Annotated in this window: 14 protein-coding genes and 2 riboswitches; of the genes, 8 read left to right on the top strand and 6 right to left on the bottom strand. The window is 36.6% G+C overall.

Going from position 1 to position 12926, the window contains the following annotated elements; genetic code table 11:
* The first annotated feature begins 6 nt into the window (after window positions 1–6).
* Complete coding sequence (gene folE / locus CZ490_RS07835; protein WP_077618371.1) at window positions 7–576, top strand: GTP cyclohydrolase I FolE; 570 nt, start codon at window positions 7–9, stop codon at window positions 574–576.
* 83 nt (window positions 577–659) lie between these two features.
* Here folE and CZ490_RS07830 read toward each other — a convergent pair whose 3' ends face one another.
* Entirely contained in the window at window positions 660–1394 is a 735-nt protein-coding gene (locus tag CZ490_RS07830) for a hypothetical protein (protein ID WP_142255349.1), read from the bottom strand.
* Between the two features lie 384 nt (window positions 1395–1778).
* Here CZ490_RS07830 and CZ490_RS07825 point away from each other — a divergent pair, with 384 nt between their 5' ends.
* From CZ490_RS07825 to CZ490_RS22635, 3 genes are all read left to right on the top strand, one after another.
* Entirely contained in the window at window positions 1779–2399 is a 621-nt protein-coding gene (locus CZ490_RS07825) for a MerR family transcriptional regulator (RefSeq protein ID WP_077618369.1), read from the top strand.
* A 99-nt stretch (window positions 2400–2498) separates the two neighbouring features.
* Complete coding sequence (locus CZ490_RS07820) at window positions 2499–3230, top strand: alpha/beta fold hydrolase (protein WP_077618368.1); 732 nt, start codon at window positions 2499–2501, stop codon at window positions 3228–3230.
* A 646-nt stretch (window positions 3231–3876) separates the two neighbouring features.
* Entirely contained in the window at window positions 3877–4260 is a 384-nt protein-coding gene (locus CZ490_RS22635; RefSeq protein WP_234987195.1) for a hypothetical protein, read from the top strand.
* A 222-nt stretch (window positions 4261–4482) separates the two neighbouring features.
* On the opposite strand, the gene CZ490_RS22320 is transcribed toward CZ490_RS22635, so the two are convergent.
* The gene (locus tag CZ490_RS22320) at window positions 4483–4620 is read right to left on the bottom strand and encodes a hypothetical protein (RefSeq protein WP_159439929.1); all 138 of its coding nucleotides are present in this window, start codon (window positions 4618–4620) and stop codon (window positions 4483–4485) included.
* A gap of 413 nt (window positions 4621–5033) precedes the next feature.
* Here CZ490_RS22320 and CZ490_RS07810 point away from each other — a divergent pair, with 413 nt between their 5' ends.
* A complete protein-coding gene (locus CZ490_RS07810) occupies window positions 5034–5279 on the top strand; it encodes a hypothetical protein (protein ID WP_077618367.1) in 246 nt (81 codons plus the stop codon).
* A 167-nt stretch (window positions 5280–5446) separates the two neighbouring features.
* Window positions 5447–5887 (top strand): GNAT family N-acetyltransferase, encoded by a 441-nt coding sequence (locus tag CZ490_RS07805; RefSeq protein ID WP_234987194.1) that lies wholly within the window; start codon window positions 5447–5449, stop codon window positions 5885–5887.
* 50 nt (window positions 5888–5937) lie between these two features.
* On the opposite strand, the gene CZ490_RS07800 is transcribed toward CZ490_RS07805, so the two are convergent.
* The 4 genes from CZ490_RS07800 to CZ490_RS07785 are packed head-to-tail and all read right to left on the bottom strand — an operon-like array spanning window position 5938 to window position 9879.
* A complete protein-coding gene (locus tag CZ490_RS07800) occupies window positions 5938–6756 on the bottom strand; it encodes a MetQ/NlpA family ABC transporter substrate-binding protein (RefSeq protein WP_077618366.1) in 819 nt (272 codons plus the stop codon).
* A gap of 27 nt (window positions 6757–6783) precedes the next feature.
* Window positions 6784–7443: a methionine ABC transporter permease gene (locus tag CZ490_RS07795; protein WP_407639782.1), complete on the bottom strand. Its 660-nt coding sequence runs from the start codon at window positions 7441–7443 to the stop codon at window positions 6784–6786.
* Window positions 7436–8446, bottom strand: a complete 1011-nt coding sequence (locus tag CZ490_RS07790; protein ID WP_077620984.1) for a methionine ABC transporter ATP-binding protein — start codon at window positions 8444–8446, stop codon at window positions 7436–7438. Before CZ490_RS07790 ends, CZ490_RS07795 begins: the two co-directional genes overlap by 8 nt.
* A gap of 38 nt (window positions 8447–8484) precedes the next feature.
* Window positions 8485–9879, bottom strand: a complete 1395-nt coding sequence (locus tag CZ490_RS07785) for an LLM class flavin-dependent oxidoreductase (protein ID WP_268762053.1) — start codon at window positions 9877–9879, stop codon at window positions 8485–8487.
* Between the two features lie 91 nt (window positions 9880–9970).
* Window positions 9971–10072, bottom strand: a riboswitch (SAM riboswitch).
* Between the two features lie 159 nt (window positions 10073–10231).
* Window positions 10232–10341: riboswitch (SAM riboswitch) on the top strand.
* Between the two features lie 78 nt (window positions 10342–10419).
* Here CZ490_RS07785 and CZ490_RS07780 point away from each other — a divergent pair.
* Window positions 10420–11580 carry an acyl-CoA dehydrogenase family protein gene (locus CZ490_RS07780; RefSeq protein ID WP_142255348.1) on the top strand — a complete coding sequence of 387 codons (1161 nt, stop codon included), beginning with the start codon at window positions 10420–10422 and terminating at the stop codon, window positions 11578–11580.
* Window positions 11581–12395: 815 nt separating this feature from the next.
* The gene (locus CZ490_RS07775; RefSeq protein WP_077618364.1) at window positions 12396–12854 is read left to right on the top strand and encodes a hypothetical protein; all 459 of its coding nucleotides are present in this window, start codon (window positions 12396–12398) and stop codon (window positions 12852–12854) included.
* Window positions 12855–12926: the final 72 nt, after the last annotated feature.

Here is a 12926-nt window from a genome sequence, read left to right as displayed (position 1 = left end):
AACAAAATGTCAAACATCAATCACGCACAGATTGAAGAGGCCGTACGTTTACTATTAGAGGCTGTTGGTGAAGATCCTAGTCGGGAGGGACTTCTAGATACACCTAAGCGTGTTGCAAAGATGTATGAAGAAGTGTTTTCAGGACTAACGACGGATCCAAAGGAATTCTTTGAAACTATTTTTAGCGAAAATCATGAAGAACTTGTATTAGTGAAGGATATCCAGTTTCACTCAATGTGTGAGCATCATCTTGTTCCTTTTTACGGAGTTGCTCATGTGGCTTATATTCCAAGGAATGGAAGAGTAGCGGGTTTAAGTAAGCTTGCTAGAGCAGTTGATGCAGTTTCTCGTAGACCTCAACTTCAAGAACGAATTACTTCAACCGTGGCAGATACTTTAATGGAAACATTAGATCCACATGGTGTTATGGTTGTAGTTGAAGCCGAGCATATGTGTATGACGATGCGTGGAGTAAAGAAACCTGGGGCTAAGACGGTAACTTCAGCAGTTCGAGGAGTATTAGTCAACGATACTCATACACGTTCAGAAATACTAAGTTATATAAATAAGCAGTAAGCAGTAGAATATCACAATTAGGGCCAGACCTCCGAGTGAACCAAGGCGTTAATTCACCGGGGGTCTGGCCCACTTGCTGATTATCAAAATTCTTGTAAAATATTATTTCCAATCAGTATACAAAGTACAATCAATGTAATCCCTACAAGCCAATCCCCTTTACTTTTAGGCAAATCAAAGAATTCCATCGTTTCTTTATCATAGTAGACAATCTCTTTCTTTCCTTTATCTTCTTCTTTTATCGATTTATCTCCTAAAAATTGATACGTTTGACCATCAACCTCTACCCGATAGATAGGACTGATGTGAGTCCGTGGCGGAGTTACAACCTCATGGTGAAAATGATAAAATGTGACAATTCGTACCTCATGAATGATTGCTTCAACAGGGGTTAACGCCTTTTTACTGATGAACGCTCTTTTAATACTATAAATACCAGTAAACAAGAATAGAATCATGAAAAAGGATAACCCAATGATATTCGATATCGTCGTCATGAAAGGTGCCTTGTCGATTAGAATAAATAAAATGGTTGTTAAAATGGAACCGATACCGAAAAAAATAAAGGGCTTATAGACTTTTGATTCCACCTTTACATACTCTACAAATTCAAAATCAGCTACGTTTTTCTGTTCATCGTAAGCCGGATAGACGTCTACTATTTGATTGACTTCTAAATCGATATGTACGTTATCTTTGCTGATTTGAACGGTTTCGTCTTCAACGGTTAATTCAAAAGTGAACGTTGTTCTTCCGCGATATCCCTGAATCACTTCTTTAGCTACAACAAGTGCTTGATAGGTTTTAGCCTTTCTCAACCGTTCTTTTGCTTTTTTAGTATCTTTCAATTCTTTGTAAATAATAGGGATGGATAATAAAGAAAGAGTTATAAATATCGTGGTCAACACACTGAACCCTAGCCAATCATGGCATATCCATAACATGATCCTAAACAAAACAATCAGACATATGATTAATACTCCTATTTTGTATCCCCCCTTGTAAGGATTGGTTTTTCCATATATTTGCTATTATATAAGAAATTTTAATAAATTCACATTATTAAATTAGGAGTAAGTTCATCTCGTATGAACCAACTAAAAAGGGGAAGCTCAGCTCTACCCAATACAAAAAATGAAAAAGCCTTTGCTATTGACATTACGTCAAGTGATATAGTTCAAATGGAAAGGGAGTGAAGACAAATGACAATGGAGAAAACATACTCGATTGGAGAATTTGCGAAACTTACAGGAATCACAGAACGCACACTAAGACACTATGATCAGATTGGGCTCTTGAAACCTTCGGAATACACAGAACGTGGACATCGGAAGTATAACAATACATCCATTGAGCAGCTTCAAAAAATACTAGTGCTAAAATTTTTAGATATGTCACTGGAGGATATTTCAGAGTACCTTAAGCAACCCCAGCAGGATATTGCAATGACGCTCACCACTCAGGCAAGGATGCTGGAAGAAAAACGGAAACAAATTGATACGGTTTTACAAACCATTGCCCGTGCTCAAGAAACCGTTTCAGGACCTGAGACTGTCGACCATGATTCACTGCTTGTACTCATTCATGCCTTGAAAAATGAAGAGGCACGAACTCGCTGGTTAAATGAGCACGGTGCTAATTCGGTATATAATAAATTGCACTCGTACACGGCGCAGCTTGATTTGGATCAGGAAATGGCCAGATGGTCTAGCAAAATGAAGCAATTCATTCAAGAAGGAAGAACTCCGAATGATCCTGAAGTGGTAGAACATACCGAAGCCATGGTGTCGTTTATGAAGCCTGCAGTTGGGGTTTTATGTTAAAATCCAAATGTAACATTATGGATATTAAACTAAAGAAGCAGGTTAATTCAAGAAGATATTGACTGTTAATTAGTTGGCAAAATGAGAGGATTGGACTAAATGACGAAAGAAATGTTTGTGCAATTAAGTCATTGTAATTTATATGCTAAATTAGTGGGAGATAATTCCGGAAAACCAACAATTGTAATGGACGCTGGATATGGAGATTACTCCAAGGCTTGGGATTCAGTAATTGAGGATATTTCAATGCTCACTACCGTTTTAATTTATGATAGGGCTGGACTTGGGAAAAGTGAAAAAAGTTCGAATCCCAGAACTAGTCGTGAGATGGTAAGAGAATTGAAGGAACTTCTTATTGAAGCCAAGATTAAACCTCCCTACATATTAGTAGGTCATTCATTTGGTGGAGTTAATATGCGAATGTTTGCAACTGAATATGAAAATGAAGTTTGTGGACTTGTCTTGGTTGACTCTACACCTGAAGATTACAGAGAAAAATTTCTTCCAACGATGTCAAAAGAGTTTCAACAAGCATACAACAAGCAATTCGTTTATGAAGGTAATTATGATGAATTTATGGAAAGCCTAAAGCAGTTAAAAGAAACTAAACATAAATTAAATGTCCCACTTATTGTTCTTTCAGCTGGTAAAAAGGCTCATTATTCAAAGGAATCACAAGAGTTATGGAATGAAATGCAGAGAGCAATTCTTGAAATATCCTCTGATGGTGAATTGGTTATAGCTGAAAACAGTGCTCATTACATACAAAATGATGAACCCGAAGTGGTAGTCAGTGCGATAAAAAAGCTAACTGATAAGATTAGATTGTGAAGTAATGTACTTAACCTAATAGGTGCGTTGATCAAAGAGGGATTCATGCATTTTTTTGTTGATGTCATTAAGCTATCGAAGCAGAAGAGTTGAATAGATATGAAAAAATTGTTCTTACAAAGGAGTTAGCATATGCAGCATTTAAATGAGAATTAGAGTTTTTAGTTACTACGTAATTCGATGATTATGCACATGAAAAAGCCCCCTAATTAAGGATGAAGGGGGAGAGGAACAAGATGTACGTCTAAAAAATAAATCTATAACACAGGGTCCAGTTCCTAAAGCCACCAGTAATTTGAGTAGATATGAAAAAATTTAACATTTTTTCTTTTTGCATTTTTTATTATCAGCGAATATTGCGATAAGTGTACCCGACAAAACAGTCATCCATAAAATGAGATCCATTTTTCCACCTCCAATCGGCTAGTTATATAATTATACTTTGGATAGTGCGGGAACAGCAACTGCGGATTATCGAGATAAAATAAAAAGTTGATGTCACATTTCGACTAAATAATGAAGGGAACACTGTCCCTGTTGAACTAAAGGTGCAGTTTAGTGTAAGAAAAAACTAAAAAAACCCATCTTATTTTATTGTGTATTAATACTGACTGATGTATATTTATCCAAAGCTGTTTTTAGGGGGATGGATGATATTATTATGAAAATGGTTTGTGAATCCGAACAGTTAGAAGATTATTTGCTTGAATTAGATGAAGTTAATTACTCTAGTTCAATTGTTAGGGATAAAATTGAGGAACTATTCACCCCAACTCAAACAGAAATTGAAAAAGCAAAGATTGCTAGATTTTTACTAATTTGTGGAATTGGATTGGCCATATTCCGTAAGAATGAAAAAATAAAAAATGGACTAGAAAAGATTATTCTAATGCCTATCTCTTACCTGTTTGCTCACTTAACTATAAAAGGTCTTCACTCTACAACTTACCTTGCGAGACGAGATTTTTTTGCAATATTACTAGTCACAATTTCTTTATATGTTGCGTTGTTAGCTGGAAGAACATATTAAAAAAATATCAACCAAGAAGCCGAAAAGTACTTTATAATAGTTCTTGTTTTTATAATAGACTCACTAATCAGCGATTTTTTTCTTAAAAGGTTTCCTGATGGATTCAGATCTATAAAAACAGGGCCAAAAAGTATCCTATGAATGGGTTGAAAACCCAAATTCTACTGTCCAGGCTTAAATTGCAGAAGATGGACTCATTATTTCTGATTAATGAGTCCATTTTCAACGAACGGCTGCAATTAGTTTAATGGAGTAACCAGTTATTAAAATTAGCTGCTCCATTAAATTTGTTAGATTGATAAAACTAGCAAGTGCTGGAAATGGTTGTTGAGTATAGCAAATAAACCACTTACAACTCATGAGTCTGTATTATTTGACCTAATCGGTTTTAACTTATCCGCTATTGTTACCTTTATTACATGAAACCAAGGTGCTTCAAGGATTAGACGGAACAGCCACTTTAATGCTTTTTTACTTTATTGTATTGATAGGTGGAATAGTCACAATCATTGTAGGTCTATTCACTAAAACGAAACAAAGTGAAACCCCAAGGGTCTGACTTTTCAATAGGGGAAAAGGATTTCATCCGAGGATGTTATAAGTATTGAAAGGTATCAAACCTTCATTATTGAAGTAACGGGTGCGATGATCCAAGAAGGATTAACGCCTATTTTGTTGAAGTTATTTAACTAATGAAGTAGGATTGTTGAATAAGAAAGGCTATACAATTTCTATTAAGTAACAATTGAAAGTAAGTTATAGGGGGGGATGAGATGAATAAGTTAGGATTTTTTTCTTTTCTAATGGTTATTGCCAGTATTATTTCATTTTTAATTTTAAGAGGACCTAATGCGAATTTATTGATGGGTATTATCATTCTAGGGACACTTTCGCTATTGGGTATTGTATTTGCAGTGCTATCAAAGAAGTGGTTGTCAGGAATAGTGGGTGGTCTATTAAATGGTGGAGTCTTGGTTTTTGTATTTTTCCTAGTGTTAGCAAGAGGAATCGCTGGCTAGGTTTTCGATTTATATATTCTTCTTAATGGTGCTTTCCTTACAGGAGGAGAAGTGCCTTTTTTGTGGAAGTAATTGTACTAAAGAGGGCAGTTTTGTTAAAGAAGGACTGTCTTAATTAGTTAACCAAATATTTATTATGAGTGGCTCTATAGGAAGGAGGAAAACATTTGAACTTGAATTATTTCATTTTTAATTCAATCCCTGATGATGATGTTTTAGATGGAATTATAGAATTAAATAAACTTATTTTTGGTACTACTGATGATTTGATTAGCAAAATGGCAAATAAACCTAAATTATTGGTTATTACTGCGATGGATGGTATGAAAGTTATTGGATATAAGATTGGATATCAAATTGATAATAATAAATTTTATAGTTGGTTAGGCGGTGTAGATCCTAATTACAGAAAACACGGTATAGCTTCTGAGTTAATGAAAAAACAACATCAATATTTAAAGATAAATGGGTATAGTGTTGTCCAGACAAAAACAATGAATAAATGGCGTAATATGCTAGTTTTGAATATTAAAAATGGATTTGATGTTATTGATACCTATACTGACGAAAAAGGATTACATAAAATCATTCTTGAAAAGAAATTATAAATGGCTGGGGAAATTGAATCCAGCCATTTTTTATTCTTCATTTTTTCGATTTACTTCATCCAATCAGGTCTATGGAAGCCTTGAAACTGTTGATCTATTACTTTCTTGAATGCATCTGATTCTACTGCTTCTTTAATGTCTTTTACATATTGCTTATCAATATTTTCCGTTTTTACAACGACTCGGTTGATGATGTTTTCAGGCAGTTTATCTCGAACAAGAGCAGAAGTTAAGTCTAGTCCAGCTGATATCGCAAAGTTACCATTAATTGCAGCAAGGTCTACTGATTCTAAGGTTCGTGGTAATTGGGCTGCTTCAACTGGCTTAAATACTAACTCTTTAGGATTGCTCGTGATGTCTTTCTCGGTAGCTCGGAGGGGATCGATATTACTATCAAAGTCGATTACTCCATTTTCTTTTAATACGGTAAGCCCTCTTGCTAGATTCGCAGGATCATTGGCTATTGCAACTGTACTGCCCTTTTCGATTTCATCCAATGAATCATACTTATTGGAATAAATGCCAATAGGTGCCGTTGGTACCGTAATCACGCTGGTTAATTCCATGTTATTTTCCTTAGCAAATCCATCCATATACACTTTGTGTTGAAACAAATTTGCATCCAAAGCCCCGTTGTTAAGAGCAATATTTGGTTGTACATAATCATTGAATTCTTCCACTGTGACTTTATATCCTTTTTCCTCAAGGTAAGGCTTTACTGCTTCTTCAAGCATGTCACTATATGGAATGGTTGCACCCAACACTAACTCTTTCTTTTCTGCACCAGATGCCGAACTGTCATTAGAGCCACAAGCAGAAAGTACACTAACCACTAGAAATGATAGAAGTAAAAAGATCATTTTTTTCATTTTTCATTACCACCCTGAATTTATTTTTTATCGCTTGTTAACAGCCTTTGCTATAAAGTCTCCAAAATACTGAACGAATTGTACTAACACAATTAACAAAATAACCGTAGTGAACATCACCGTATTATCATAGCGATAGTACCCATATCGAATGGCTAGATCGCCAATTCCTCCACCGCCGATTGTACCGGCCATTGCGGAATAACCAATAAGACTAATAGCAGTAATGGTTAACCCTGTAATGAGACCAGGTTTTGCTTCTGGGAGGATGATGTGCCTAATTATCATCCATGGTGAAGCGCCAACAGCAACCGCCGCTTCAATGACACCTTTATCAATTTCCCTTGCGGACGATTCTACAATTCTTGCATAAAAAGGGATTGCTGCTACAGACAGAGAAACAGAGGCAGCTAATGGTCCTATCGTTGTTCCTACTAGCAGGTTAGTAAAAGGCAATAAGAAGACAAGCAGGATAATAAACGGGATCGACCGAATTAAGTTGATGACGACTCCTACTAACGTTTTTACCCATTTCTTTTCTAAAAATAGCCCCCGATCGGTAACAAACAAAGTAATTCCTAATGGCAAACCCAATAAAACCGCGACCACTAAAGCAATTCCGACCATCAGTAACGTTTGTAAAAAGGCTAGATTTAACTCAGGTAAAAGTTCTATCACACTACTCATTTTCAACCACCTCCACGACACTGACACGACCGCGAAGATAATCGATAGCCTTTTCAACCTCTTGTTCGTCTCCATTTAGCTCCATGATGAAAATACCTAAAGGAAGATCTTGAATATATTCTACCTTGCCATGAAGAATATTCCCCTTTACTAAAAATGTCTGCAGCATATCGGATACAACCGCTTCTGCCGCTATCTCTCCCCGAAATTGAAGTCTAACTAATTTGCCTTTGATACCCTCTACTAGTTTTCTAGGTAGTTTGAAGCTAAGTACTGTGTCAATAAATCTTTTTGTTAATGGGTCAATTGGGTTAGAGAAAATCTGATAAGTTGGACCTTGTTCGACTATTCTTCCGTCTTGCATGACGGCACATCGATGGCAGATTTCTTTCACAACTTCCATCTCATGCGTGATAATCACAATGGTTAGCCCAAGCTCCTTATTTATCCTTTTTAATAACGCTAATATGGATTGAGTCGTATTTGGGTCTAACGCTGAAGTCGCCTCATCACATAAAAGAACCTTTGGATTATTTGCGAGCGCACGGGCTATACTCACTCGTTGCTTCTGACCACCACTGAGCTGGGCAGGATACTGATTGATTCTGTCTTCAAGCCCAACTATGGTTAACAATTCCTCCACACTTTCTTTTATAATGCTATTTTCCACCCCTGCAGCCTTTAGGGCAAAAGCAACATTCTCATACACTGTTTTGGAAGCAACCAAATGGAACCCTTGAAAAATCATGCCAATTGATTGCCTTGCTTTACGGAGTTCTTTGCTCGATAACTGCAAGAGATCAACACCATCAACTTTAACGATACCAGACGTGGGTCTCTCCAAAATATTCATACACCGTAGCAGCGTACTCTTTCCGGCACCACTGTAGCCGACAATACCAAATATTTCACCCCTATTAATTGTAAGCGAGACATTATCGACACCGATAATTCTATTCTTTTTGCTGACATATTCTTTTGTTATATTCTTCAACTCAATCATAAGAGCTGTTTCCCTCACTTCCATCTCCAGACATATTTCTACTGTTTAGCAGGGACACGTCTATATTTACTACCAGGGTGATCTTCTGGCAATATACTTTTACCCTGTGGAAACAACTTTTCTCGTAACGTACCTTGCTTATATTCAGTTTTGTATAAGCCACGTTCCTGTAAAATAGGTATAACTAAATCAACAAAGTCTTCCAAATCACCAGGTGTGACTAAATGGTTTAAGTTAAAGCCGTCTACCCCTGATTCTTCAAACTGGTACTGAATCGCATCAGCCACCTCTATAGGGTTTCCGACAATGATACTGTTACGGTCCAATGACTCAAAACGGTTCAATACTTCACCTACTGTTAATTGTTTTGGTGCATCCTTGGTAAGCAGAGCGGCTTTATAGTGCCCGCCTTCTGTCTTCTTTTTATATCCAAATGGCTCATCTGGATCTACATCTTCATATTCGGCAATGTCATATCCACTTGCCCCATACTGTGCTTTTGCAGCATCTGGGCTCCACATCTTGTTGTATTCCTGAAATTTCTGTTCTGCTTCCTCCGTCGTTTCTGCGACAATCACACTTAAGAAAGAAATGATTTTGAGATGTTCTGGATTACGGCCGTGTTTTTCCGCTCTCTTTCTAATATCGTCTGCATAATATCGAATTCTTTCAGGCGTCGGACCTCCAACGAAGATACATTCCGCATGCTTTGCAGCAAATTCACGCCCTTTTTCAGATGTACCCGCTTGATAAATAACAGGTGTTCGTTGTAATGAAGGTTCACTTAAATGCGGCCCTTCGACTTTGAAATAAAGGCCTTCATGATTAATTTCATGTACCTTATCTGGGTCAACAAGCGTTTTATTTTTAACATCTTCAACAACTGCATCATCTTCCCAGCTTTGCTCCCACAATTTATACGAAACATCGAGGAATTCATCTGCAATATCATAGCGCTCATCATGCTTAATCATATCTTGCAGACCGAAGTTTCTTGCAGCATTTGGTAGATATGAAGTTACCACATTCCATGCAATTCTTCCTTTTGTTAAATGGTCTAAGGTAGAGAAACGTCTAGCATTACCAAAAGGTGCTTCATATGTAGTACTTACTGTAATTGCAAAGGACAAATTTTCAGTGACATGAGCCATTGCAGAAATGAGCAACGCAGGATCATTTAATGGTACCTGCAATCCATCTCGAATGGACGGCGCTTTACTCTTTTGATACACATCATAGATTCCAAGGACATCCGCGAAAAATACCGCATCAAACTTTCCTCTTTCTAGAAGTTTCGCCAACTCTACCCAATAATCTAAATCCTTATATCGACGATGTCTTTGATTTTTCGGATGCTTCCAAAACCCATGTGAATTATGCATGGAACTATTCATTTCAAAGGCATTTAAGATTATTTGTTTTTGGTTACTCAACTTTCATTCCTCCAATTGATAAAATATTTTTACAAATAAAAAAACCTCTTCTAAGAAAAGAAGAGGCTTTTACACACAAAAGCACAATCCTTCCTTATCTATCAAGCTTATCGCTTGCTGGAATTGGCACAGTGCTAGTAAGCCTGTTGCCGAGGTATCAAAGGGCCAGTCCCTCCACCTCTCTTGATAAAGAAATCAGTTTATTAAATTTAATCCAAAATATACATGAGAATGAAAATACTGTCAACAAGTATTTTTAATATTTTTATGATTCATATTTGAATTTATTTTTTAAATCTTGACAACCATAAAATTATCGTATAATGTGTATTCTAAAATTACATAGTTTCAAAACTTATCAAGAGTCAGGGGAGGAATCTGGTCCTACGATCCTGCAGCAACCTCTTATTTATTAAGAAAGGTGCTAATTCCAGCAGACATAAGATGTCTGACAGATGAGAAAGGATAGATTATCCGAAGTCCTCTTTCATCGCCAAGAAAGTGGACTTTTTTATGTTAAAAATGGATGGAGGAATGAGTATGACAATTGCATTTGTTCAATCAACAGAAAGTAAGATCCAACAAAATTTACTAAAACAAGCCGAAGAGTTAGCTGAAACTTTTAGAGAAAGGTCTGCCGAAATTGACGCACAGGGAAAATTCCCTTTTGAAAATTTTGAGGACTTGAAGCAAAAGGGGTTCTTAGCACTTACTGTACCAATTGAGTATGGGGGCCATGGTATTAACCTATATGAATATCTCAAGATTCAAGAAATTATTGCGAATGGGGACGGACCAACTGCCCTGTCTCTCGGCTGGCAACTCGGCGTGATTCTCGAAGCAGCTGAAAGTAGAAACTGGAACGAAGAAAGCTTCGCCAAGATATGCGATTTAATCGTAAATCAGAAAGCACTCATTAATCTTGCTCAATCAGAACGTGCGACAGGAAGTCCTTCTAGAGGTGGCGTGCCTACGACTACCGCGATTAAAGAAAAAGACGGATGGCGCGTAAATGGAGCTAAAGCATTCACTTCCATGGCCATTGCACTCGATTATTCCATTGTTTCAGTTGATGTCAATCAAACTGGTACAAAAGGGTATATTTTAATTGATCATAAACTTGACGGGGTTCAGATAAAAGAAACCTGGGATAGTGTTTCCATGAGGGGTACTAAGAGTGATGACCTCATTCTAGACCAAGTCCTTGTCCCTGAGGATGCATTATTGGTAGAAGAGGATATCAAAAAACCTTCACCAAAAGGCTGGTATTTGCAAATCCCTGCTGTGTACATTGGGATAGCTACTTCCGCTAGAGATTATGCAATAAAATTTGCTTCTGAATATAGCCCTACCACCCTACCAGGTCCGATCAAAGATGTACCAGAAGTACGAAGAAAAATTGGAGAGATAGAATTAGAATTATTTAATGCTCGCGAAGTCCTCTACTCTGTCGCAAGAAAATGGGTTGAACAACCTGAACAGCGAGGTAATATGGGGGCAGAACTAGCAGCTGTAAAACATATCGCAACAAACAGCGCAAACAAAATAGTGGATTTGGCAATGAGAATTGTTGGAGCTCGAAGTCTTTCCGCACAAAATCCTCTCCAACGGTATTTCCGTGATGTTCGTGCAGGGCTTCATAACCCTCCAACAGATGATACAATCGTTTATAGCCTTGCAAAATCAGTGTTAGATGATTAAGAGTATATTACCTATATTCTAAGGAAAGTGTGTATTTGGTCTGCCCAGAGATGGTAAGAGAGGTTCGTGAACAAGATAGACATAGTCTATATAAAAAGTACTTAGGAGAGATTTTTATTGGCATCTGAAGATTTTCTTTTTACTAAAAAACCTTACTACCTTACTAGATGAAATAGAAAACTATCATAAAAATAAAGAAAAGGCACCAAACTATCCAACCAGACTTCCATTCCGAACACTCGAATTTTACTGAGTGAAAGCACAATTTATCTTGGTGAAAGTAAATGGGATGCCTCCTCGGAGGTAAAAGGTGAAAAACTGAATCTAAGAAATATACAATTACTTAGACATCAAATTTTTACAGCTTATCTACACAAGTGGTTTGAACAAGATTTTACAAGTTGGGAAGAATTCACTCAACATGTTGGTGAAGTTATTACAGTACCTCGTGGGAGTAAGAGAGTTCCCGCAGATAGTACGGTCTTAGCTTATAATTTATGTTCATTATTACAATCCATAAAGAGCCACTTTCATGGAGAAAAACCTTCCATAGTAAACATGTTACTTTACCTACATCAAGGAAAAAACACCTTAAAGATACCAACTAGAGTAGATGATGACTTTAAATTAGTACCAATTGATTATACTGTGGTTTTTGTGGAGTTGGTAGTTACATAGAAATTTAGAAAAGAATGACTTAATAATGACTTTGATATGACGAATTGTAAAATAAAAACATATAAAATTGGATATATTTTCCTAGTCCCTTTGATATAATTAGTCTATAAACACTAAAATTCCCTGGAGTGATAACAATGAAAATACAGATGCAAGACTTATATCACGGAGCAGTTCTTACACAAATTACAGAACATCCTTCTTTTACAGCTTTGAATAAACCAGATTCATTGTACGGCCATTATCAGGTAAACCATGATACTAGGATATTTGTGAAATATTTATCCAAAGAAACTTCACCATGGAGTTTCAAAATCAGTGTTTCCGAGATGCAATCTATTCAAAGTGATATGGATGTAACGAAAAATGTATTCTTATGTTTAGTATGTGGTCAGCAAACTATTTGTGCGTTGAACATTCAAGAATTCTCCAATTTAATTGATCTAACTTCATCGGAAAACCAATACATAAATGTAGAAGTCCCAACTGGAGGTTCCATGCATGTAATAGGAACAGCAGGGTCTCTTGAAAGAACACTTCGACATAATTCTTTTCCAGACAAATTATTTACGAAGTCATTAGAAATGGTAGATTAAATAACAGTTGTCTAGTTTCTTTTACATTTAGAGCAGTATTATGTTGGTAGGAGACAGGATGTCCCTTGCTTT

The organism is Litchfieldia sinesaloumensis (genome assembly GCF_900156865.1).
GTDB classification, from domain to species: Bacteria; Bacillota; Bacilli; order Bacillales; family Bacillaceae_L; genus Ferdinandcohnia; species Ferdinandcohnia sinesaloumensis.
This window is presented reverse-complemented; position numbering and strand designations above follow the sequence as displayed.